Here is a 20,725-nt window from a genome sequence, read left to right as displayed (position 1 = left end):
AGCGGCGCACCGCGAAGGCGTCGACTCCCGTCAGCGCAGCGGAGGATGTTCGATCGCCGCGAGTGAGTCGAACGCGTCGGCTTGCGGAAACTCCGCCCACGCTTCCGGTCCCGCCTCGATTTCTTCCACCGTCAGCAGGCACGCATCGAGTTCGCGCCGCAACCGTCCGTGATCGATGGACTGCCCGATGAACACGATTTCCTGCCGGCAATCGCCGACCGGCTCCGCCCATTTTTCCAGCACGCCGGCGCGGCGATAATCGTCGCGTGGCCAGTCCGACTGCGGCACGAATCGCCACCAGCGGCCGACGTAGCCCCACTGGAACCGGCCCCCCGTCTGCACGAGCATGCCGATCTCCTCATGGCGGTGCGCAGCCCACGCATAGCCTTTGCAGCGAAGTAGCCGGCCGTTGGTCCACGGCCGCTGCAGCCATGCGAGCAGGCGCGCCGGATGAAACGGCGCACGTTCGCGATAGACCCACGATCCGATTCCGTATGTGTCGGATTCCGACGGTCGTTCGTCGACCTGCATGCGGCGCATCCATCCCGGGGATTCGACGAGCGCCGGCAAATCAAAGCGCCGGGTATCGAGCACGTCCGACGGATCGATTTCTCCGTCACGCATCGGCAGAATCCGCGCGGATGGATTCAACGACGCGAGCACCGCGCGCAGCCTGTCGAAACCCGCATCGCCGATCCGATCGAATCGGCTGACGAGGACGACGTTCGCATACTCGACCTGTTCGATCAGCAGGTCCGACAGCTTGCGTGGCTGTCCGGTTTCACTTCCGTTCGAGGCCAGTTCTTTCGACGTGATCATGTCCGCGAACGTCTCGCCGTTGACTACCGTGACGAGCGTATCGAGCCGCGCGAGTTCGCTGAGGCTGAAGCCGTCGCGATCGAGGAACGCGAACGTTTCTGCGACCGGCATAGGCTCCGAGATTCCAGTCGACTCGATCAGCAGGTAATCGAAGCGCTGCTGTCGCGCGAGCGTGCTTACCTGATCGAGCAGATCGGCGCGCAGCGTGCAACAGATGCAGCCGTTGCTCATCTCCACCAGCTCGTCCACGCCGCGATGCAGCTCGACGTTACGTCGCACATCGTCGGCGTCGACGTTCACTTCGCTCATGTCGTTGACGATCACGGCCACCTTCAGGCCGGCGCGATTGCGCAGGATGTAATTCAGCAGCGTCGTCTTCCCGGCGCCGAGGAACCCGGACAGTACCGTCACCGGAATCCGCGCCGGTGGGCCGGCCAACGCGGGTTGATTCGCCAACGCATTCATGCGCGCGTCTCCGGCGCGCGATCCAGGTAGCCTTCGAACAGATCGGCCACGACATAACCGTCGTCGGCGGCGTCACCCCAGAGATCCCTCACGCGGAATTCGACGTGATAGGTCGGCTGATGCGCGGCGCCGGTGTCGCCGTGGCCGATCGCGTCCGGGAACGGCCACGATTCGGTCGTCCGGTGCAGCACGACGCCTGCCTTTCCTCGCACGTAGCCCGGTGCCCGGATGTGTCCGCTCACGTATTCGTCGCGCACGACGACGCGATCGCCGACCTCGAACCGCATCGGGCCGACAGGCGCCGCTCGGCCGACGGAATGCGCCGGGTTCGCGAGCCGGAAGTGCGAACCGAGCGCGCGGTCGAGTTCGTCCTGCGTCAGCACGCCGGTTTCGACGAGCAGCGTCGCGGTCGCGATCACGTAGCGCTCGTAGTAGCGCGTGCCGACATGCTGGCGCACGTCGATCCGTTCGACCGCGTGACGCACTTCGTCGACGCTGAACTTTTTCAATTGATCGACACCGACGAACATCAAGCTGTATGCGAGATGTTCCCAGTCTTCCTTGAAGACCGGCTTGTAGCCGAGGCTGTTGATCGTGTGCGGCACCCGGCCGAAGCCCTGGAATCCGCCGAGGTCGTGAAAGCCGTCCATCTGTGATCTCCGAAATGAAGGTCGATAAGGGAATGCGGCGCGGATCAGCTCGCGCGCGGTAGCGCGACGCCGATCAGCACGTCCTTCGTGACAAGCGTTCGCAGTTGTTCCTCGGTCATGTGCTCGGTGCCGACGGGACGCACTGGCAGCACCAGGTAGCGGCTTTCGGCCGTCGTGTCCCAGACCTTCACGACGACGTCGTCGGGCAAGTCGGTACCGAGTTCGCGCAGCACCGTGCGCCCCTCGCGGACGAGCCGCGCGCGGTATTCGAAACCCTTGTACCACTCGGGCGGCAGCCCAAGCACCGGCCAGTTCGTGCACGAGCACAGGCTGCAGACGATCACGTTCTTCAGCGTCGGCGTATCTTCGAGCGCGACGATGTATTCGCCCTGCGGGCCGGTGTAGCCGAACTGCGCACACGCAGCGGTACCGTCCTTCAACAGCAGCTCGCGAAACCCCGGATCGGTCCACGCGCGCGCGACGATCCGCGCGCCGTTGGCCGGGTCCCAGGTCGTCGACATCAGTTCCGTCAGGCCTTCGATATAGCCGTTCGGGATCAGGTTCTTCTCTTTCATCACGCGAAACAGCGCCCAGGCGCGTTCGCCGGGCGTCGATGCTGTTTCTGCAGAGTAGTTCGCGCTCATCGTGGGGCTCCTCGTGGTGGTTCGGGTCGACCGCCGCCACGCCGCTGCTTCCCTGGCGGGGCGCGGACACGTCGTATCGGTCACGCTCGACGACTAGGGTAAGAAGAGAAAAAGCGCGGTTCTTTGCCGGCACGGATCGGAAACTGTGCTGAGACGGATCCGACACCCGCTTTGTTGCGACTGCATGGCATCGGCAGCAGAGGCCCGCCACAGCCAATTTCTTGTTCCGCCGGAAAACAGAATCGCGGATTTTGCCTCCCTATTCTCACCCTCAAGCGACGGCGGTTCGGTGTCGCGAATCGTCGGCGCACCCGATGCGCCGATGGATAACAGCGTGCAGCACACCACGACTCCGGCGTCCGGCAACGGCGCGCGTTCGTCGCACATCGGACGCGATGGTATCTGCGCATCCAGGCAAGGGGCATGATGGACAACGTCAACAGAATGAAACTGAAGCGAATCGCGCACTGGATCGGCGCATCGCTGCTGGTAGTCGCGTCGCATTACGCGGGCGCGGTCGAGGTCGATCCGGGCGACTACGAGCAGTACCCGGCCGGCGCGACGATCGGCGTGCTGTATTACAACTATTCGGCGACGAATGCGTACTACGCGAACGGCAGCAAGACGTCGGATTTCGACCTGCAGTCGAACATCGGCATCGCGCGCCTGTTGCACGTATTCCAGCTTACCGACCGGCTGACGATCGATCCACAGGTGCTGCTGCCGTTCGGCCACGTGAGCGGCTTCGGCAATGCGAGCGCGCTCGGCAGCACGACCGGCGTCGGCGACGTGATTCTGACCGCGCCGCTGAAATTCCGCCTGAACGAAGCGAAGGACGTGATCGCCGCGACCGTCTACCTGTATGCGCCGACCGGAAGCTACGACCAGAACCGCGGCCTGAATCTCGGCGCGAACCGCTGGTCGCTCGACTTCCAGGCCGCGTACGTGAAGCATTTCTCGGCGCAGTGGGCGCTCGACCTCGTCGGCGACGCGATCTGGTACGGCAACAACACGTCGTACGGCGCAAGCGGTGCGACGCTGCATCAGCGGATGAGCTACAGCGCGCAGGCGATGGTTCGCTACATGCCTGATCCAGGCACGTCGCTCGGCTTAGGGATCACGCAATTTTGGGGCGGTGAAACGAGCGTCGACGGTGTCGACGGCCATGACGCGCTGCGCACGACGCGGATGCGGCTGACGGCGTCGAAGTTCGTGACGAAGGCCGACCAGGTACAGATCCAGCTCGGCACCGACCTGAGCGTGCGCAACGGGCCGAAGAACAGCCTGCTCGTCGGCCTGCGTTACGCGCACATCTTCTGACGATGAGCCGGCGCCGGGTTCTGCTTCCGGCGCAAATCGATTCACTTTACCGACGGTTGATTCGTCGACACCCGAATCCCTTTCCAATGAGGCCATGCATGGAATCCGCAATCGATAAACACCTGGTCTGCCCGCGCACGCTGTCACGCCGTGTCGCCGACGATTACCAGCCGCCGTTCCCGATGTACGTCGCCCGTGCGTCCGAAGACCTGAGCCAAGTCGTGATGGGCTATTTCGGCGTGCAGTATCGCGGCGCCGACCAGCGCTCCGCCGCACTGGCCGCGCTGCGCCGGATCGTCGCCGATTTCGATGCACCGGACGGTCCGGGCAATCATGATCTGACGCAGCACACCGACAACGAGGGCTACGACAATCTGATCGCCGTCGGCTATTGGCGCGACCCTGACGCATACGCGCGCTGGATCGTCTCGCCGGCGGTCGCTGAATGGTGGGCATCCGACGCGCGACTGGCGGACGGCATCGGCTACTTCCGCGAGATCGTCGCGCCGCGCGCGGAGCAGTTCGAGACGCTGTACGCGTTCACCGACGATTTTCCCGGTGTCGGTGCGATCATGGACGGCGTCAGTGGCGAGATCGAGGAACATGGTTACTGGGGATCGATGCGCGACCGGTTCCCGATCTCGCAAACGGACTGGATGAATGCGGACGGCGAATTACGGATCGTCGCGGGTGATCCGGCACGCGGCGGCCGCGTGGTCGTGCTGGCGCACGACAACATCGCGCTGATCCGTTCCGGGCAGGACTGGCGTGCGGCCGAAGACGACGAACGCCGACTGTATCTCGACGAGATCGAGCCGACGCTTCGCAGCGGGATGGAGTTCCTGCGCGACAACGGCGTCGACGTCGGCTGCTATAGCAACCGCTACGTGCGGTCGATCGATCTCGACGGCAATCTGCTCGACGAGAGCTACAACATCGGCCACTGGCGCTCGCTCGACCGCCTCGAGCGATGGGCGGAGTCGCATCCGACGCATCTTCGGATCTTCGTCACGTTCTTTCGCGTCGTCACCGGGCTTTCGAAACTGCGGCTGTATCACGAGGTGTCCGTATTCGACGCGAAACATCAGGTCTACGAATACGTGAACTGCCATCCGACAACCGGGATGATGCGCGACGCCGTCGCCCGCTGAATCGTGCCGGCGCCGCGCAGTTCGGGCGGCGCCACCTTACCGAACTGGAGAACGTCGATGGCCATCAAACGCCCGACCCGCGAACAACTTTCCGACATCGCAGCCGGCTTCGGCTTTCATGTCGATGCCCGGCAGCTCGCCGATTACGACGAGGCGCTGCAGGCGAATTTCGACGCGTACGACGCGATCGACGCGCTGCCCGACTACCTGCCGGCCATAGCGTATCCGCGCACGCCCGGCTACCGCCCGGAAGGCGACGAGAACCGTTATGGCGCATGGGCGCGCAAGAGCACGATCCACGGCGCCGCCGACGGCAAGCTGCGCGGCAAGACCGTGGCCGTGAAAGACAACATCTGCGTCGGCGGCGTGCCGATGCGCAACGGCGCGAGCACGTTCGAGGGTTACGTGCCCGACGTCGACGCGACTGTCGTCACGCGGATGCTCGACGCCGGCGCGACGATCGCCGGCAAGTCGACCTGCGAGTACTACTGCTTTTCCGGCGGCTCGCATACGAGCGCGTCCGGGCCCGTGCTTAATCCGCGCAAGGCCGGACATTCGGCCGGCGGTTCGTCGTCCGGCAGCGGTGCGCTGATCGCGAGCGGCGAAGTCGACATGGCGCTCGGCAGCGACCAGGGCGGCTCGGTGCGGATTCCGTCCGCGTATTGTGGTGTCTACGGAATGAAGCCGACGCACGGCTTGGTCCCGTATACCGGCGCAATGCCAATCGAGGCGACCGTCGACCACCTCGGGCCGATGACGAGCAACGTGCTCGACAACGCGCTGTTGCTCGACGTGATCGCCGGTGACGACGGGCTTGATCCGCGCCAGCGGGCGCTGCCGCCGCGCGCCGACTATCTCGGTTCGATCCGGGACGGCATAGCCGGCCTGCGGATCGGAATCCTGCGCGAAGGGTTTGGACTCGCGAATTCGGAGGCGGTCGTCGACGAGGCCGTGCTCGTCGCCGCGCACCGGTTGCGCCAGCTTGGCGCGAACGTCGACGAGGTATCGGTGCCGTTGCATGCGGCCGGAACGGCGATCTGGCTGCCGATTGCCGCCGAAGGCGCGACTCAGCAGATGATGAAGGGCAACAGCCACGGCTTCAACGGGGGTGGTCTGTACGTGACTGGCATGATCGATCATCACGCGGGCTGGCGCGAGCGAGCCGACGAGCTGCCGGATACCGTCAAGGTGACGATGCTGCTCGGAGAGTATTTCACGAGCCGGTATCGCGGCCGTTATTACGCGAAGTGCCAGAACCTCGCACGGCGGCTGCGTGCGGATTACGACACGGCCCTGCAATCGTATGATCTTTTGTTGATGCCGACCGTGCCGATACGCGCGTCGAAACTGCCCGAGCCCGGTTGCGCGATGTCCGAATCACTGACGCGTGCGTTCGAGATGCTCGCGAATACGGCACCGTTCGACGTATCCGGACATCCGGCAATATCGCTTCCATGCGGGATCGCGGAAGATTTACCGATCGGACTGCAACTGGTCGGGCGTCGCTTCGACGAGGCGACGATCTACCGGTGCGCCTATGCGTATGAACAGTCGTCCGACTGGCGCCAGACGACGTTCGCATAATGAGCCTGGCACGTCGGCGCACCCCGTGTCGCGCCGGCGCGCAACGCGGCGCAAGCTTTCGAATGGGTTGGACAACGCGTTTTTGAATGGGCACGCTACTCGCTGCCGTTTGCTCATCCATGTGGGGCACGATCATGACAACACATTCGATCCCTCCCGTCCCCGGTAGCGAGGCCTTTGGCCTCGCGCCAGGCGGTGCGCCGTTCGAATGGACGCGTTCGTCAATCGAGGTCGCGACCGACGGCTCGGTCAGCCAGCGCATCGAATTCTGGCGCGAGATGATCCTGCGCCTGTTTGCGGATGTGCAAATCGCCGCAGTCCAGAAAGACGATTTCTTTGGCAGGGTGCGGCAGCGCAAGTGCGACAAGCTGCGGATCTCGGAGATCCACGCGAGCGAGCAGGCGGTGACCCGGCGCTTTCGTCAGGCGCGTAGCGAGTACGAGGACAAGTATTTCGCGGTACTGATGCTCGAGGGTAGCCAGTCGGTCGAGCAGGACGGCAAGATCGTCACACTGCGTCCGGGTGATTTCGCGGTGTACGACGCGACAAGGCCGCATCACCTGCAGTTCGGCCAGTCATGGCGCGAAATCGTCGTCAGCATTCCGCGCACGACGCTCAACCAGCTCGTCGTCGGGATGGAGCACCGTACTGCTTCCCCGATGCCGACCGGGCAAGGCGTCGGCTACGTGATGCGCGGGTTTCTCGAACAGATGTCGTCGCAGATCCGCCACGTGTCCGAGGACGAGATGCTGCAGTTGTCGGATACCGCAATCTCGCTGATCGCGATGACACTCGGGAGCCTCCAGCGCAACGACGTCGCGCAATCGCGGATGAAGGGGCTGACGCTCATGCGCGTGAAACGGCATCTGCTCGAACATCTGCGCGACCCGGAATTGAACCCAACGATGGTCGAGCAGGCGACCGGGATATCGTCGCGGTACATCAACAAGCTGTTCGAGGCAGAAAACACGTCGCTGATGCGCTACATATGGAACCTGCGGCTCGAACGGTGCGCGGAGGATCTCGCGAATCCGCAATGCGGGGTGCTGCGTGTGTCCGACATCGCGTTGCGCTGGGGATTCAACGACATGTCGCATTTCAGCCGAGCGTTCCGCGAACGGTTCGCGATGGCGCCGCGGGCGTGGCGCCGGCAAGGTGGTGCGGGGGCGGCGAGTTGACGGTGTGGCGGTTCTCCCGCCGATCCAATTGTGGGTATTCGCTACGGAGAGCGCTCCGCGCCTGAGACGCCTCTCATTGATACCGAGGCGTTTTTGTTTCGATCCATCAGGATAAGTATTCTTATCACAACATCTCGATTATCGAGCCAAACTCAAGCGCACCGAACCACGTCAGATGTGGCCGGCACGCACGAGCCTCACCTGCCGATCGGTAGCCCCGTCGGCTCGATCCACCCGAGCCGGTACGCGATCAGCAGCGACAGGAACAGCGTGATCGACAATCCGACGCGCGCCGCGAGCGACCACGCCATCCGCTTGCTCCGGCCGCGGTCGTGATTCATGAAATACAGCGCGAAAATCAGGCTTCCGATAATCAGTGCGAACGCCACCGAAACCAGCGCAATCTTCATCGTTGATGCTCCTCCAGGCCCGAATCGGCCTTCAGCAGTTCAGTCAGTCTTTGCCGCTCGGCAGCGACGTCGGCCACACCCGACGCCGGCCAGTCCAGTGCCACGCCATTGCCCAGCGAATCGCGCACGAGCGTCTGGTAACGCCGGCCGCTGATGCGCCCCTGGTCCAGCGCTTGCGAGATCTCATGTCGAAACGGTAGCGGAAAGCTCGCGTATCCGCGCGAGAGCGCCGCATATTGCCGCGCGTCGATCTCCTTCGACGACGGCACGACGGCCCACACCACGACGGCCACGATCGCTGCGAAAGGAATCGCCGTATAGCGGAGAACGAACTTGATCGGGGTCATGAGGCGGATATCAACGTAACGGCGAAATAGCGGGGAAATAGCGGCGAAACAACGCCGCATGGACGGCGCACGCGGGCCGTGTGGAACCGGCAGCCGCCCGGGCAAGCCGCGGCCGGCAGCGTCCGCCGACATTGTACTTAAAGCCAAATACGGCTAACAGAGTATGATAATGTCATTATCATGTATCGCAGATGATTCGAGCAACCCGGCCCCTTTGCCGGTGGTCCGCGCGGCCGCCTCGCAGCTGTGTCGGCCGTCCTGTCCGTGCCCGCGATCCGGGCGATCGAGCGAACCCCTATGCCAGCGCAGTACCTTCGAAGCCTCACGGGAAAACACCGCAGCGCGACCGCGAACCGTCAGCTCGGCTTTTCGCTGGCCTTCGTCGCGGGCGCGGCCAACGCCGGCGGCTACCTGGCGGTCAAGCAATACACGTCGCACATGAGCGGCATCGTGTCGGCGATCGCCGACCAGACGGCGCTCGGCGACATCCCGCTCGCGCTGGCCGGCATCAGTTCGCTGGGGTCGTTCCTGATCGGCGCCAGTTGCTCGGCGATCCTCGTCAACTGGGGGCGGCGCCGCGGCCTGCAGAGCCAGTTCGTGCTGCCGCTGCTGGTCGAAGCCGCGCTGCTGCTCCTGTTCGGGCTGCTCGGCAGCCATCTCGCGCTGTGGGAAGCGTTCTTCGTGCCGGTCACGGTCACGCTGCTGTGCTTCATCATGGGTCTGCAGAACGCGACGATCACGAAGCTGTCTGGCGCGGAAATCCGCACGACGCACGTGACCGGCATTGTGACCGACCTCGGCATCGAGCTCGGCAAGCTGTTCTACTGGAATCGCTCGGCCGTCGACGTGGACGCGCACGCGGTGATCGCCAACCGTTCGAAACTGAGGATTCACGCGACGATGCTGGCGTCGTTCTTCGTGGGCGGGCTCGCCGGCGCGATCGGCTTCAAGCAGGTCGGTTACGTGGCGACCGTGCCGCTCGCCTGCCTGCTCGTGATGCTCGCGGCGATGCCCCTGATCGACGACCTGCTTGCGTGGCTCGAACGCCGGCGTTGAGCCGACGCACACGCCGCAATGGCGCATTTGGTTCCGGCGCCGAAAGCGGATGCATTATAATTTGATTAACATATCGACCACCCTGCCGCACGATGGAAACGAAAACCGCCCGCCTGACCGTCCTGATCGATCCCGCCAAGAAAGAAGCGTTCGAAATGCTCTGCGCGGAGCAGGATCTCACACCGTCGCAAGTCGTGCGTCAGTTGATCCGCGAGTATCTCGACAAGCACGGCGTCACGTACAAGACGAAGAGCGCGCTCGGCAAGCGGATGAAGTAACGCGCACGAGCCGGCGCGCCGCGCTCAGGTGCAGATTTCCCATCGTGCATGTTCACGCGCGCGCCAGACGAGCCGCTCGGGAGCGATGCACTCCCCTTCCTTCATGCGCCGGGCGGTGGGCGACAGCTTGAGCTCGCCGGCCGACGCGAACCCCAGCGCGCGTTCGAGCAGGGTGCGCAGCGACGGCAGCGGGTTGCCGTTCTTCCACGCGAACGCGATGAAGTTGTTGTCGTCGCCGCACGGCAGCAGCGCATACGAATCGTCGAACACCTCACGCAATTGCTCGAGATACCGCGGCAACGCCGGATCGTCGTCCATGAAGTTGATCGCGAGCACGCCCGTTTCGCTCAGCCGCGCACGGCACGCGTCGAAAAAGGCGGTGCCCGTGCAGCGGCCCGGCATGCCGTCGGCGACGAACGCGTCGTGCAGGATCACGTCCGCCTGCACGTCCGGCCTGTCGATGTAGTCCGCGCCGTCCGCGCAGATCACGGCGAAGCGCGCGTCGTCTTGCGGAATCCTGAACACGTCGCGCAGCGCGATCACGTCCGGGTTGATCTCGACCGCGTCGATCGCCGTATCGGGCAGGTGACGATAGCAATACTTCGCCAGCGACCCGCCGCCGAGCCCGATCATGCAGATGCGCGCGGGCGCCGGCTGCAGCAGCAGGAAGCCCATCATCACGCGCGTATAGCCGAGTTCGAGCCGGACCGGATCCTTCAGCGACATGAAGCTCTGCGTGCCGAAGTGGTCGAAGTGCAGCGACACCGTGTGCTTTGTCTCGAGCACGAACGGACGGCCGTCGTTCAATGGCATCGCCAGAAACCGCAGGAATGCGTCATAGGAAATTCGATCCTCGCTCATGGTCGGCAGCCTGGGTAATCGGAGAGTCGGTCGAACCGCGTGCGGTCAGACCTTCTTCAGGTAGCAGGCCTTCAGCATGAAGCCGCCCATATCGGTCTTGCAATCGACTTCGTGATCGCCGCCGACGAGCCGGATGCTCTTGACCTTGGTGCCCATCTTCAACGTGATCGACGAGCCCTTCACACGCAAATCCTTGATCAGCACGACCGAATCGCCGTCCGACAGCACGTTGCCGTTCGCGTCCTTGACGACGTCGCCCGCGGGTTCGTCGCCCGCGTCGGCGCCGGCACCGGCCGACCATTCATGGCCGCAGTCCGCGCACACGGTCAGCGTGCCGTCCGGGTAGGTGTTTTCCATCGCGCATTGCGGGCAGGCGGGGGCGGCGTTCATTGCAGCTTCCATTCGGTGGGAGTTCGGGTCAATCGAAAAAAATGCCGGGCACGCAAGCGCGTGGCCCGGACCGCGCATCGCAGCGGCCCGTCGACAGAGCGACGGGGCGGCCGTCATGCACACGGCATTATAATGCAATACACATAATCCAGTTGTCGTATTATAATCGTCCACTTTCGATCATTCGCCGGACTTGATGGCGGTTTCGCTGAGGATGTCGACATGTTCGAGATGAATGATGCTCCGGTGTCGGGCGCGCAATGCCCGGCGCCCCATCGGGAAGCCGTGTCCCGTACCTGCCGGCCGGCCGTTGCGCGCCGTTCCGGCGACTTTCTCCGGGGCTGATCCGCATCGTGGCAACCGTCGTCTACGTTGAAATCGGCCCCGCATGGAACCGCGACCGCGCGATTGCGTCCCGCGACGCGATCGTCGCAGCGGCACACCGCTTCAAAAGCGACATCCTGCTGCTCGCCAACGGGCTCAGCGGCAGCGCGAAGGACGCGATGGCCATCGCGGCGCTGCAGATGCATGGCGGCACGTCCGCGCAGGTGCTCGCCACCGGTCCCGACGAGGAAGCGGCGCTCCACGCGCTGCTGCCTTTGCTGCAGGCGGGTTGACACCGCGTCGCCCGACCCCACGGCCTCGTGCCGTTCACCCTGAATCACCACTCTCCGAGGAAGCGATGAACGACAACGTCATGTCCAACACCCCCAACCTGTCGGCCTCCGCAATCTGGGCGCTCGAGCGCCTCGCCGATGTGCGCTACGGCCGCGATGCGCCGGCGCTCGACTGGTCGGTCGAACAGGAGCTCGTCGGCGCGGGCTTCGTGAGCCATGCGACGAACAGCCGCTCCGGCGCGTCGATTACGGCGCACGGCCGCAGCTTCTTGAAGAGCCGCAAGTAGGAAGGGCCGGCGCGGGTGCGATGCCGCTTCGTGCGACGCACACGGGCGTGTCGATGTTCTCCGTGACGCCGTCCGCCGACAACCCGCCGCGCCCGGGTTTCGCAACACGCTGCCGGCGCTCGACCCGCATTCGTCGAGCGCCCTGCGCCACGGTCAGGCCGCGATCTCGTCGTGCGAACTGACCGTGCCGCCACCGACAGACGCCGGCGACGGCCTCCGGTCGATGCGATCGCATTCCCCGAAGCAGGCAGTGATGGGCGGCGCCGCCGCGGTTTCCGCGGTATCGTACGGGACCCTGGCGCGGCGCACGGCCCCGCCTTCCCTGCCCCTTCCCCATGGAACGCCCGAATGACATTCAGCGCCCTGCCGCCCGTCATGTCCCCGCCGGTTCTCGACACCCCCCGCCTGATACTCGAAGGCCATCCGCTCGGCGACTTCGACGCGCTCGCCGCGATGTGGACCGAGCCGACCGTCGTCGCGCACATCTTCAACGGCGAGCCGTCCGCGCCGCGCGACTCGTGGATGCGGATGCTCGCCTATCGCGGGCTGTGGCCGCTGCTCGGCTACGGCTACTGGGCGATTCGCGAAAAGGCATCGGGCCGCTACGTCGGCGATCTCGGCTTCGCCGACTTTCACCGCGCGGTCGAACCATCGATTCGTGGCGTGCCGGAAGCCGGTTGGGCGCTCGCGAGCTGGGCGCACGGCAAAGGCTACGCGACCGAAGCGCTGTCGCACGCGCTCGGCTGGCTCGATGCGCAGAACCGGTTCGAACGCAGCGTATGCCTGATCGCGCCGACCAACGTCGCGTCGATCCGCGTCGCGGAGAAGGCCGGGTATGCCGATCCGGTACGGATCCGCTTCAACGACGCCGATTCGCTGCTGTTTTCGCGCGCGGGCCGGTAATCGCGATGGCGCGCGCCAGCCGCCGCAGTGCGGCCGATGGAGCCGATGCAGCTATTGCGCGCGCGCCGCGTCGACCTGCGTATGTCGGATGCACGGCGCGGGCGTATCCGTGCCTGTTCCGACGAGCAACGGACTCACATGAACAGCGCGCCGCACGAATGCGCCGCCGTCACGCGTCGGTCGGCCGCTCGCTGACCGGCGGCCCCGCCGGATCGTGCGGTTCGCGCGCGAGGCCTTGCGCGAAGACCTTCAACCCTTCGAGCAGCGGCGTCAGCGCGTCCCACAGCGCTTCGTCGTGCAGCAGCCGGTATGCGCCGCGCACGCCGGGCGCGACGTGTTCGTGCTCGGCCGGCTTCCACGCGCCGATGTGATGCATCGCATCGGCGGCCGCGAACACGGCCTTGCCGAACTGCTCCGGCGGAATGCGCGACAGCGCCATCACGAGCGCCGCGAGGTTCTGCACACCGATTTGCGTGCCGGGTTTGTCGAACGCGCCGACGAAAGTCTCGGCCATCTGCGCATTCGCGCTGACGACCTCGTTCGCGAAGCGCAGGAAGCCGTGCCGGTGCAGGCTGCCGAGCAGGCTTTCGAGCGCGTGGTGCGCGTCGGGTTCCGGTGCGGGAGGCGGCGTGCCGGGGGATGGGCGATCGGTCATCAGCTGTTCTCCGGATGAGGCGCCGCGCAGCCGTCGTTGCGGCAGCCACGCGTGCGCCGGATTCGTGTCGTGCTTCGTTCACCGCGTCCGCCGGCGCGAGGCCGATGCCGCCGTCAGTGCACCGGGCCAGCGGGCGGCGCCTTGTATTCGCTGCGCGCACCCATCGCGTCCTCGACGGTCTTCACACCACGTACCGCGGCCACGCCGTCGACGATAGCATGCCGTTCCGCTTCCTCCACCTGCCCGCTCAAGCGCACATGCCCGTGCGCGACGGTCACGTCGACGTCGCGCGTACGCCCGACCAGATGGCCCAGCGCGGCGCGTACGCGTTCGGCGACCACCACGTCGTCCGCATCGCCCGCGAGCCAGTCGGCGCGCAGGCCCGCGATCGCACCGCGCGCGTGGTCGGCCGCACGCTTCGCCTGCGTATTCGCATAGTCGAGCACACCGTGCCGGCTCGCCGCGGCCTTGTCGCGCACGTAGGCGCGCCGCCGCCGGCCCGACGCCGGATCGAAGAAGTACATCGCCGCCGCGCCGCACGCAACGGCCACCGCAAGATTCAACAACGGATTGTTCGAACGCGTTCTGGAAGTCATGGGAGCACCGTAGTCGAGATACCCGGAACCGCCGGGCTTCGTGGTCACGAGCAGCATGTGCCGTTCCTCGTCCGCATGCCGCTGCCGCGCGTCCGGCGGTGCGGCATCCTGGCTCGCCTTGCCCGCCAACCGCGCGATCGAAATGGCGAGCGAAATGACAAGCGCTTGAAAATTCCGCGGCCGGCGGCCGGCCGGCATGGACGGATGGCGCGGCGCAGGAAGGCCCGCGTGCGCGGCGCGCGACGGGGGCGCTAATCGCGCCGTGCGGGATCATCCGCCCACCGCCTACGCGCCGCCCGATGCGCACGTCCCGGCACTGCGCGGCATGCGCGCTGCTGGTCGCGGCCGTTGCCGCGCTGCCGGCGTAGGTGGGAGCAGGTTCATGGATCCGCGTCGAGGCTACACGTGTCACGGCGATACGTGCGCATCCGAGCCGAGGGCGACAATGCGGATGACCGTTAGTTGCGATTTAGACATGCCGTCGCGATCGGGAAAGCGGAAACGCCGCGCCGATCACCGGTCATGCCCGCGCCATCCACGCGGACGCCACAACGTAACCGCTGGTGACACGCAACCGCCCCATAGCCGGCGCTCACGGCGCCGCGCCATGCTCCCTCTGCCAGCGCTCCATCAGCGCGATCTCGTCGCGCTGCGCGGCGATGATGCGGCTCGCGAGCTTGCGCAGCGTAGGGTCCTTACCGTGTTTCAGCTCGACCCGCGCCATGTCGATCGCGCCCTGGTGGTGCGGCGTCATGTGCGCGACGAAATCGCGATCGGCGTCGCCGGTGTACGGTGCGGCGTCCATCGCCTCCATCATCCTGTGGTCCGCGCGCTTGTACGCTTGAGTCGGTGTTTCGGGCACGGCCATGGGGGTGGGCGGGCGCAACTGGCCCCACGCCGGCAGCGCGGCAACGGCCGCGACCAGCAGCGCGCATGCCGCGCAGTGCCGGGACGTGCGCATCGGGCAGCGAGTGAACAGATCCATGTCGTGACTCCTCGAAGGTTGAACGGCAGACGCACGCCGCGCGGCGGACCGAGCTCGCCTACCGCCATCGTGCGCGCGCATGTGCGTCGCACGCGCGATGGATCACGCGCATCCTGCGCGCCGATCTTGATCTTGCACGCGCGGACGTGTTCGCCGCGCCAGCCGTCGAGCGGCGCGGCGCTCGCATCGGTGTACGTATAGCCGAGCCCCGTCACGGGTCCCGCGTCGACCTCGACGACGACGTCGTCACGTGCCATGCGCAGGTGCCGTCGGCGTCGGGCCGATCGGTCGGCAAGCGGAACGCACGGGCGCGCACGTCGTCGATCGCCGGTGCGTCGGGGAGTGCCATCGCCGCACTCCGGATTGCTTGCCTTGTGTTTGCAACCCCAGCGTGCAATGCCCGTGCCCGATGCGACCGCGCGGCACGCGCCTTGCGTGAGCGCCGGGCAGCGCCGCGCACGACGATCGCCTGCGCGCGGCGCTTGTGCTCATCCGGAACCAAGGAGAAACGGCATGGCGACAGTGGCGGATTTCATCGTCGAACGGCTGTACGACTGGGGCGTGCGCCGCGTGTACGGCTACCCGGGCGACGGCATCAACGGCTTTTTCGGCGCGCTCAGCCGGGCCGAGGGCAAGATCGCGTTCATTCAGGCGCGCCACGAGGAGATGGCGGCCTTCATGGCGTCCGCGCACGCAAAATTTACAGGCGAGCTCGGCGTCTGCGTCGCGACCTCGGGCCCCGGCGCCACGCACCTCGTGACCGGCCTGTACGACGCGCGGCTCGACCACATGCCGGTGCTCGCGATCGTCGGCCAGCAGGCGCGCGCGGCGCTCGGCGGCCACTACCAGCAGGAAGTCGATCTGCCGGCGCTGCTCAAGGACGTCGCGGGCGCGTTCGTCCAGCTTGCAGTGGTGCCCGCCCAGGTGCGCCATCTGGTCGACCGCGCGGTGCGCATCGCGCTCGGCGCGCGCACGGTCACCGCGCTGGTGCTGCCCAGCGACCTGCAGGAGCTCGACTACGCGCCGCCGAAGCGCGCGCACGGCACCGTGCATTCGGGGGTCGGCTATACGCCGCCGAAGGTGGTGCCGCACGCCGACGACCTGCAGCGCGCCGCCGACGTGCTCAATGCGGGCAAGAAGGTCGCGATGCTGGTGGGCGCGGGCGCGCTGCACGCGACCGACGAGGTGATCGCGGTGGCCGACCGGCTCGGCGCGGGCGCCGCGAAGGCGCTGCTCGGCAAGGCCGCGCTGCCGGACGACCTGCCGTGGGTGACCGGCTCGATCGGGCTGCTCGGCACCAAGCCGAGCTACGAGCTGATGACCGAATGCGACACGCTGCTCGTCGTCGGCTCCGGCTTCCCGTATTCGGAATTCCTGCCGAAGGAAGGCCAGGCGCGCGGCGTGCAGATCGACCTGAAGGCCGACATGCTGAGCCTGCGCTATCCGATGGAGGTGAACCTCGTCGGCGACAGCGCCGAGACGCTGCGCGCGCTGCTGCCGCTGCTGAAGGAGCGCGGCGACACCGGCTGGCGCGACCGGATCGCGAAATGGAATGCGGACTGGCGCGAAACGTTGGCGGCGCGCGCGGCCGCGAAGGCGAGCGCCGGGCGCGGCGTGAATCCGCAGCGTGCGTTCACCGAGTTGTCGCCGCGGCTGCCCGGCGACGTGATCCTGACGAGCGACTCCGGCTCGTGCGCGAACTGGTATGCGCGGGACCTGATGATGCGGCGCGGGATGATGGGCTCGCTGTCGGGCGGGCTCGCGTCGATGGGCGCGGCGGTGCCCTACGCGATCGCCGCGAAGTTCGCGTACCCGGTGCGCCCGGTGATCGCGATGGTCGGCGACGGCGCGATGCAGATGAACAACATGGCCGAGCTGATCACCGTCGCGAAGTACTGGCGGCAATGGCCCGATCCGCGCTGGATCTGCATGGTGCTGAACAACGAGGACCTGAACCAGGTCACGTGGGAGCAGCGCGTGATGGAAGGCGACCCGAAGTTCGACGCGTCGCAGCAGATTCCCAACGTGCCGTACTCCCGCTTCGCGACGCTGCTCGGGCTGAAGGGCATCTACGTCGACGATCCGGAACAGCTCGGCGCCGCGTGGGACGAGGCGCTCGCGTCAGACCGTCCGGTCGTGCTCGAGGTGAAAAGCGATCCGGAGGTGCCGCCCCTGCCGCCGCACGTGACACTGCAGCAGGCGAAGCACTTCGCCGAAACGCTGGTGAAGGGCGACCCGCGCGAAGCGAACGTGATCATCGAGACCGCGCGGCAGGTGCTGTCGGCCGTGCTGCCGGGCAATGGCGAACGTGGCGGCAAGGCAGGCAAGAAAGAGTCGTAGCGGATGACGGGCGGCACGATGCGGCGCGTTCGCGGTGTCGCCCGTCGCGTGCCGTGCGCGGCAGCGCGGCAGTGCGTCAGCCAATATCGGCATCGTCGCTTCCGTCGCCCTGCAGCGCGAGCGCCACGTTGATCAACCCGACCTGGGCGAGCGTGAACGGGAAATTTCCGCACATGCGCTGCGCCTTCACGTCGTATTCCTCGGCCAGCAGCCCGACGTCGTTGCGCAGGCCCAGCAGCCGCTCGAACAGCGCGCGCGCGTCGTCGTCGCGGCCCTGCATCCGGTAGACCTGCGCGAGCCAGAAACCGGCCGCGACGAACGCACCTTCGTCGCCTTCGCAGCCGTCGTTGAAAGGCTGCGGCCGATAGCGGAACGGCAGCCCGTCCTCCAGCAATTCCCGCTCGATCGCAGCAACCGTGCCGGCCACGCGGGGATCGGACGCGTCGAGCATGCCCGTCAGCGGAATCAGCAGCAGGCTCACGTCAAGCCCTTCGCCGTCGTAGCGCTCGACGAAGCGGCCGAGTTTCTCGTGATAACCGCGTGCGAGCACTTCCGCGCGAATCGCGTCGGCCCAGCGCCGCCACACGTCGAGCGGCGCGTGATAACCGAACGCGCGCGCCGAGCGGTACGCGCTTTCGACCGCCGCCCATATCATCACCTTCGACGACGTGAACAGGTGCCGGCCGCTGCGCACTTCCCAGATCCCTTCGTCGGGTTCGCGCCAGACCGTCGCGAGATGCTCGATCAGCCGCCGCTCGAGCATCCACGCGTCGTCGTCGGGCGGCAACCCGTGCCGGCGCGCATGGTACAGCGCGCCCAGCACCTCGCCGTACACGTCGAGCTGCAGCTGCTCGGCCGCCGCGTTGCCGAAGCGCACCGGTTGCGCGCCTTCGTAGCCGGCCAGATGCGCGGCAGTCCATTCCGCCGCGCGACGGCCGCCGTCGGCCGCATACAGCACCTGCAATTGCGACGGATGGTCGGCGATCGCGCGCACGAGCCAGTCGCGCCAGCGCGCGGCCTCTTCGCGGTACCCGCAGCGCACCAGCGCGCGCAGCGTGAAACTCGCGTCGCGCAGCCAGCAGAACCGGTAATCCCAGTTGCGCTTGCCGCCGAAACGCTCGGGCAGCGAACTGGTCGGCGCCGCGACGATGCCGCCGGTGCGCACGCTCGACAGCAGCTTCACCGTGATCAGCGCGCGCTCGACCGCGTCGCGATACGGACCTTCCGCCGTGTTGCACTTCACCCAGCCGCGCCAGAACGACTGCGTGTCGCGCACCAATGCGTAAGTGTCCGGCACGGCCGGCGGCCGGTCGTACGAGCGCGCGTAGCTGATGCCGAAATCCACGCGCTCGCCCGCCGTGATCCGCTGCGTGCCGACGAGCCGGTCTTCCTGAACGTCGAGTTGCATCTCGGTATCGAGCCACATCGCATCGCCGCCCGTCATCATTCGCCAGCGCCGGCCGAAAGGACGGCACCACGGCAGCGCGTGGCCGTAGTCGAAGCGCACGCCGAGATCGACGTCGATCTCGACCGTGCCGCGCTCGCCGCGCACGCTGCGGACCAGGCACGGATCGGCCGTATTCCAGCTCATCCAGTCGAGGATCACGATGCAACCCGACGACGTTTCGAAAGTCGTCTCGAGAATCGCGGTGCCGGGCAGATAGCGGCGCGTCGCGCGTGGGTCCGGCTCGCGCGGCGCGATGCGGAAACGGCCGTTGTCGGGCGTGCCGACGAGTGCGGCGAAGCATGGCGGCGAGTCGAAGTCCGGCCAGCACAGCCAGTCGATGCTGCCGTCGCGCGCGACGAGCGCGGCACTGCGGCCGTCGCCGATCAACGCGTAGTCCTCGATCCTCATCGCGCTCACCGGTCCAGCTTGCGCGCGGCGACGAAGCCCGCCGCGAGCACCGTGACGACCGCGGCGAACGCAAGCGCGCGCGAAGCGCCGAGCCCGGCCTCGGCTCCGGTGCGGTGCGCTTCGGCGGTGAACGTGCGCACTTCGGATGCGGTGTCGTCCAGCGCGCACGGATCGCGTGCCAGCCGCGCGACGTTCGCGCCGAGCCCCGCAAAGGCATGGGCGGTCGCGCGGCCGACGCCGGCGCTCGCACCGGTGATCGCGACGGTTTTCACGGTCGATTCCTCCCACTTTTTCAGGTGGCCGGCACGCCGACGCCTGCCTCGGCGTTGCGTGCCGGAACACGATCTGCGTAGCAAGCGGCATGCCGCGCACCGTGCGGGCCTCGCGTTTCCCGGCGCGCACGGACCCGGTGAACGGTCACCAAATTTATAAGCCGGCTGGCACGCGCCGGACGTTGCCGACGCAAGCTCCGGGCCATGCGCAAACGCGCGGAGCGCGCACGGGAATTGCTCCGCCGCGAACGGTTTGTCGTCATGCCGTCGAATCCGGCAAGGAGTCGCGTTGCTTGTTCCGCCGTTCGCCCAAGCGCGCCGTATCGCGTGCATCGCTTCCGTCGCAAGCATCGTCGCGCCGGCGGCCGCGCGTGCGGCCGGCGAATTCGGTGAAGCCGCCGCCGGCCCCGCCGGACCGCTGCCGCTCGCGTACGTCGCGCATGCGGCGGGCCCCGCCGCGCGACCGGTGTTCGTGCTCGGCTGGGCGCTGCTCGCGCTGTGCACGTTCGTGTGCATCGCGATCGCGGTGTTGCTGCTGATCGCGATATTTCGCCGCCGCGCGCAGGCAGGCGAAGCCCAGCACAATGGCCTGGCGATCGTGACGGTCGGCTCCGCGATCTCGATCGTGCTGCTGTTCGGCGCGCTCGTGTACATGCTGCGCGTACTCGGCGTGGTCGCGGCACCGCCGCGCCCGCCCGCGCTGACGATCGTCGTGACCGCGCACGACTGGTGGTGGGACGTCCGCTATCCGGACGACGCGGGCGGCGCCGCGTTCGTCACCGCCAACGAGATCCACATCCCGGTGGGCGAGCCCGTCGCGATCGAACTGAAAAGCGCGGACGTGATCCATGCGTTCTGGGTTCCGCAACTGGCCGGTAAAACGCAGACGATTCCCGGCCAGACCAACCATCAATGGCTGCAAGCCGACCGGCCCGGCGTCTATCGCGGACAGTGTTCGCAATACTGCGGCGCGCAGCACGCGCACATGGCGTTCGAGGTCGTGGCCGAGCCGCCCGACGCGTTTCGCGCGTGGCTCGCCGCGCAGCGGCAGCCGGCGAGCGC

Annotated in this window: 22 protein-coding genes and 2 pseudogenes; 11 read left to right on the top strand and 13 right to left on the bottom strand. The window is 66.7% G+C overall.

The features are described 5' to 3' along the window. Positions 1 to 30: 30 nt before the first annotated feature. Genes F3J14_RS08855 through nthA form a run of 3 tightly spaced genes read right to left on the bottom strand, consistent with a single transcriptional unit; the run spans position 31 to position 2,578 of the window. Positions 31 to 1,284 (bottom strand): GTP-binding protein, encoded by a 1,254-nt coding sequence (locus tag F3J14_RS08855; RefSeq protein WP_166722648.1) that lies wholly within the window; start codon positions 1,282 to 1,284, stop codon positions 31 to 33. Beyond that, positions 1,281 to 1,934, bottom strand: a complete 654-nt coding sequence (gene nthB / locus F3J14_RS08850; protein ID WP_166722647.1) for a nitrile hydratase subunit beta — start codon at positions 1,932 to 1,934, stop codon at positions 1,281 to 1,283. The genes F3J14_RS08855 and nthB overlap by 4 nt, the downstream gene beginning before the upstream one ends. Before the next feature lie 44 nt (positions 1,935 to 1,978). Beyond that, a complete protein-coding gene (gene nthA / locus F3J14_RS08845) occupies positions 1,979 to 2,578 on the bottom strand; it encodes a nitrile hydratase subunit alpha (RefSeq protein WP_166722646.1) in 600 nt (199 codons plus the stop codon). A 423-nt stretch (positions 2,579 to 3,001) separates the two neighbouring features. Between nthA and F3J14_RS08840 the strand changes: the two genes are divergently transcribed. From F3J14_RS08840 to F3J14_RS08825, 4 genes are all read left to right on the top strand, one after another. After that, entirely contained in the window at positions 3,002 to 3,898 is an 897-nt protein-coding gene (locus F3J14_RS08840; protein WP_166722645.1) for a transporter, read from the top strand. A gap of 98 nt (positions 3,899 to 3,996) precedes the next feature. Continuing rightward, a complete protein-coding gene (locus F3J14_RS08835; protein ID WP_166722644.1) occupies positions 3,997 to 5,049 on the top strand; it encodes a phenylacetaldoxime dehydratase family protein in 1,053 nt (350 codons plus the stop codon). Between the two features lie 57 nt (positions 5,050 to 5,106). Further along, positions 5,107 to 6,633, top strand: a complete 1,527-nt coding sequence (locus tag F3J14_RS08830; RefSeq protein ID WP_166722643.1) for an amidase — start codon at positions 5,107 to 5,109, stop codon at positions 6,631 to 6,633. 134 nt (positions 6,634 to 6,767) lie between these two features. Further along, positions 6,768 to 7,811, top strand: coding sequence for a helix-turn-helix domain-containing protein (locus F3J14_RS08825; protein WP_247682166.1), 1,044 nt, complete (start codon positions 6,768 to 6,770; stop codon positions 7,809 to 7,811). Positions 7,812 to 8,008: 197 nt separating this feature from the next. On the opposite strand, the gene F3J14_RS08820 is transcribed toward F3J14_RS08825, so the two are convergent. Next, positions 8,009 to 8,221 (bottom strand): twin transmembrane helix small protein, encoded by a 213-nt coding sequence (locus F3J14_RS08820; protein ID WP_006752898.1) that lies wholly within the window; start codon positions 8,219 to 8,221, stop codon positions 8,009 to 8,011. Beyond that, positions 8,218 to 8,568 carry a hypothetical protein gene (locus tag F3J14_RS08815; RefSeq protein ID WP_166722642.1) on the bottom strand — a complete coding sequence of 117 codons (351 nt, stop codon included), beginning with the start codon at positions 8,566 to 8,568 and terminating at the stop codon, positions 8,218 to 8,220. Before F3J14_RS08815 ends, F3J14_RS08820 begins: the two co-directional genes overlap by 4 nt. Positions 8,569 to 8,865: 297 nt before the next feature. On the opposite strand from F3J14_RS08815, the gene F3J14_RS08810 reads away from it, so the two are divergent. Both F3J14_RS08810 and F3J14_RS08805 read left to right on the top strand, forming a co-directional pair. After that, the gene (locus tag F3J14_RS08810; RefSeq protein WP_166722641.1) at positions 8,866 to 9,624 is read left to right on the top strand and encodes a YoaK family protein; all 759 of its coding nucleotides are present in this window, start codon (positions 8,866 to 8,868) and stop codon (positions 9,622 to 9,624) included. Positions 9,625 to 9,716: 92 nt separating this feature from the next. Beyond that, entirely contained in the window at positions 9,717 to 9,902 is a 186-nt protein-coding gene (locus tag F3J14_RS08805; RefSeq protein WP_006752901.1) for a ribbon-helix-helix protein, CopG family, read from the top strand. A 24-nt stretch (positions 9,903 to 9,926) separates the two neighbouring features. Here the strand turns inward: F3J14_RS08805 and F3J14_RS08800 are convergent, their stop codons facing one another. Together F3J14_RS08800 and F3J14_RS08795 are read right to left on the bottom strand one after the other, a co-directional pair. Then, positions 9,927 to 10,763, bottom strand: coding sequence for a spermidine synthase (locus F3J14_RS08800; protein ID WP_166722640.1), 837 nt, complete (start codon positions 10,761 to 10,763; stop codon positions 9,927 to 9,929). A 45-nt stretch (positions 10,764 to 10,808) separates the two neighbouring features. Continuing rightward, entirely contained in the window at positions 10,809 to 11,153 is a 345-nt protein-coding gene (locus tag F3J14_RS08795; protein WP_006752903.1) for a zinc ribbon domain-containing protein YjdM, read from the bottom strand. A 353-nt stretch (positions 11,154 to 11,506) separates the two neighbouring features. On the opposite strand from F3J14_RS08795, the gene F3J14_RS08790 reads away from it, so the two are divergent. The 3 genes from F3J14_RS08790 (at position 11,507) to F3J14_RS08780 (ending at position 12,960) form a co-directional block, all read left to right on the top strand. Next, positions 11,507 to 11,770 carry an HPr family phosphocarrier protein gene (locus F3J14_RS08790; RefSeq protein WP_166722639.1) on the top strand — a complete coding sequence of 88 codons (264 nt, stop codon included), beginning with the start codon at positions 11,507 to 11,509 and terminating at the stop codon, positions 11,768 to 11,770. A gap of 65 nt (positions 11,771 to 11,835) precedes the next feature. Further along, a complete protein-coding gene (locus F3J14_RS08785) occupies positions 11,836 to 12,057 on the top strand; it encodes a hypothetical protein (RefSeq protein ID WP_166722638.1) in 222 nt (73 codons plus the stop codon). Between the two features lie 348 nt (positions 12,058 to 12,405). Further along, a complete protein-coding gene (locus F3J14_RS08780; protein ID WP_166722637.1) occupies positions 12,406 to 12,960 on the top strand; it encodes a GNAT family N-acetyltransferase in 555 nt (184 codons plus the stop codon). A 169-nt stretch (positions 12,961 to 13,129) separates the two neighbouring features. On the opposite strand, the gene F3J14_RS08775 is transcribed toward F3J14_RS08780, so the two are convergent. The 4 genes and pseudogenes from F3J14_RS08775 to F3J14_RS08760 form a co-directional block, all read right to left on the bottom strand. Then, entirely contained in the window at positions 13,130 to 13,615 is a 486-nt protein-coding gene (locus tag F3J14_RS08775) for a DUF1641 domain-containing protein (protein ID WP_166722636.1), read from the bottom strand. 113 nt (positions 13,616 to 13,728) lie between these two features. Then, on the bottom strand, positions 13,729 to 14,211 hold the full coding sequence (locus F3J14_RS08770; protein WP_166722685.1) for a BON domain-containing protein: 483 nt from the start codon (positions 14,209 to 14,211) through the stop codon (positions 13,729 to 13,731). 592 nt (positions 14,212 to 14,803) lie between these two features. Beyond that, complete coding sequence (locus F3J14_RS08765) at positions 14,804 to 15,196, bottom strand: DUF305 domain-containing protein (RefSeq protein ID WP_166722635.1); 393 nt, start codon at positions 15,194 to 15,196, stop codon at positions 14,804 to 14,806. A 167-nt stretch (positions 15,197 to 15,363) separates the two neighbouring features. Next, positions 15,364 to 15,545: pseudogene (locus F3J14_RS08760) on the bottom strand (mandelate racemase); the annotation flags it as partial. A 164-nt stretch (positions 15,546 to 15,709) separates the two neighbouring features. On the opposite strand from F3J14_RS08760, the gene F3J14_RS08755 reads away from it, so the two are divergent. After that, a complete protein-coding gene (locus F3J14_RS08755) occupies positions 15,710 to 17,536 on the top strand; it encodes a thiamine pyrophosphate-requiring protein (protein WP_166722634.1) in 1,827 nt (608 codons plus the stop codon). Between the two features lie 76 nt (positions 17,537 to 17,612). Here F3J14_RS08755 and F3J14_RS08750 read toward each other — a convergent pair whose 3' ends face one another. Next, positions 17,613 to 19,391 carry a glycoside hydrolase family 15 protein gene (locus F3J14_RS08750; protein WP_166722633.1) on the bottom strand — a complete coding sequence of 593 codons (1,779 nt, stop codon included), beginning with the start codon at positions 19,389 to 19,391 and terminating at the stop codon, positions 17,613 to 17,615. A gap of 128 nt (positions 19,392 to 19,519) precedes the next feature. Further along, positions 19,520 to 19,663, bottom strand: a pseudogene (locus tag F3J14_RS08745) (SDR family NAD(P)-dependent oxidoreductase); the annotation flags it as partial. Positions 19,664 to 19,952: 289 nt separating this feature from the next. Between F3J14_RS08745 and coxB the strand changes: the two are divergent. Then, a partial coding sequence (gene coxB / locus F3J14_RS08740; protein WP_166722632.1) for a cytochrome c oxidase subunit II occupies positions 19,953 to 20,725 on the top strand: 773 nt, incomplete at its 3' end.

Origin of the sequence: Burkholderia sp. Tr-862 (assembly GCF_011753085.1) — a bacterium.
GTDB lineage: Bacteria > Pseudomonadota > Gammaproteobacteria > Burkholderiales > Burkholderiaceae > Burkholderia > Burkholderia ambifaria.
The sequence above is the reverse complement of the archived record's forward strand: the minus strand, read 5'-3'. Positions and strand labels throughout refer to the sequence as shown.

What these genes read in the sequence shown, in the direction of transcription:
- F3J14_RS08855 (WP_166722648.1), bottom strand. Translation starts at nt 1,284, where the DNA reads ATGAATGCGTTGGCGAATCAACCCGCGTTGGCCGGCCCACCGGCGCGG.
- nthB (WP_166722647.1), bottom strand. Translation starts at nt 1,934, where the DNA reads ATGGACGGCTTTCACGACCTCGGCGGATTCCAGGGCTTCGGCCGGGTG.
- nthA (WP_166722646.1), bottom strand. Translation starts at nt 2,578, where the DNA reads ATGAGCGCGAACTACTCTGCAGAAACAGCATCGACGCCCGGCGAACGC.
- F3J14_RS08840 (WP_166722645.1), top strand. Translation starts at nt 3,002, where the DNA reads ATGATGGACAACGTCAACAGAATGAAACTGAAGCGAATCGCGCACTGG.
- F3J14_RS08835 (WP_166722644.1), top strand. Translation starts at nt 3,997, where the DNA reads ATGGAATCCGCAATCGATAAACACCTGGTCTGCCCGCGCACGCTGTCA.
- F3J14_RS08830 (WP_166722643.1), top strand. Translation starts at nt 5,107, where the DNA reads ATGGCCATCAAACGCCCGACCCGCGAACAACTTTCCGACATCGCAGCC.
- F3J14_RS08825 (WP_247682166.1), top strand. Translation starts at nt 6,768, where the DNA reads ATGACAACACATTCGATCCCTCCCGTCCCCGGTAGCGAGGCCTTTGGC.
- F3J14_RS08820 (WP_006752898.1), bottom strand. Translation starts at nt 8,221, where the DNA reads ATGAAGATTGCGCTGGTTTCGGTGGCGTTCGCACTGATTATCGGAAGC.
- F3J14_RS08815 (WP_166722642.1), bottom strand. Translation starts at nt 8,568, where the DNA reads ATGACCCCGATCAAGTTCGTTCTCCGCTATACGGCGATTCCTTTCGCA.
- F3J14_RS08810 (WP_166722641.1), top strand. Translation starts at nt 8,866, where the DNA reads ATGCCAGCGCAGTACCTTCGAAGCCTCACGGGAAAACACCGCAGCGCG.
- F3J14_RS08805 (WP_006752901.1), top strand. Translation starts at nt 9,717, where the DNA reads ATGGAAACGAAAACCGCCCGCCTGACCGTCCTGATCGATCCCGCCAAG.
- F3J14_RS08800 (WP_166722640.1), bottom strand. Translation starts at nt 10,763, where the DNA reads ATGAGCGAGGATCGAATTTCCTATGACGCATTCCTGCGGTTTCTGGCG.
- F3J14_RS08795 (WP_006752903.1), bottom strand. Translation starts at nt 11,153, where the DNA reads ATGAACGCCGCCCCCGCCTGCCCGCAATGCGCGATGGAAAACACCTAC.
- F3J14_RS08785 (WP_166722638.1), top strand. Translation starts at nt 11,836, where the DNA reads ATGAACGACAACGTCATGTCCAACACCCCCAACCTGTCGGCCTCCGCA.
- F3J14_RS08780 (WP_166722637.1), top strand. Translation starts at nt 12,406, where the DNA reads ATGACATTCAGCGCCCTGCCGCCCGTCATGTCCCCGCCGGTTCTCGAC.
- F3J14_RS08775 (WP_166722636.1), bottom strand. Translation starts at nt 13,615, where the DNA reads ATGACCGATCGCCCATCCCCCGGCACGCCGCCTCCCGCACCGGAACCC.
- F3J14_RS08770 (WP_166722685.1), bottom strand. Translation starts at nt 14,211, where the DNA reads ATGACTTCCAGAACGCGTTCGAACAATCCGTTGTTGAATCTTGCGGTG.
- F3J14_RS08765 (WP_166722635.1), bottom strand. Translation starts at nt 15,196, where the DNA reads ATGGATCTGTTCACTCGCTGCCCGATGCGCACGTCCCGGCACTGCGCG.
- F3J14_RS08755 (WP_166722634.1), top strand. Translation starts at nt 15,710, where the DNA reads ATGGCGACAGTGGCGGATTTCATCGTCGAACGGCTGTACGACTGGGGC.
- F3J14_RS08750 (WP_166722633.1), bottom strand. Translation starts at nt 19,391, where the DNA reads ATGAGGATCGAGGACTACGCGTTGATCGGCGACGGCCGCAGTGCCGCG.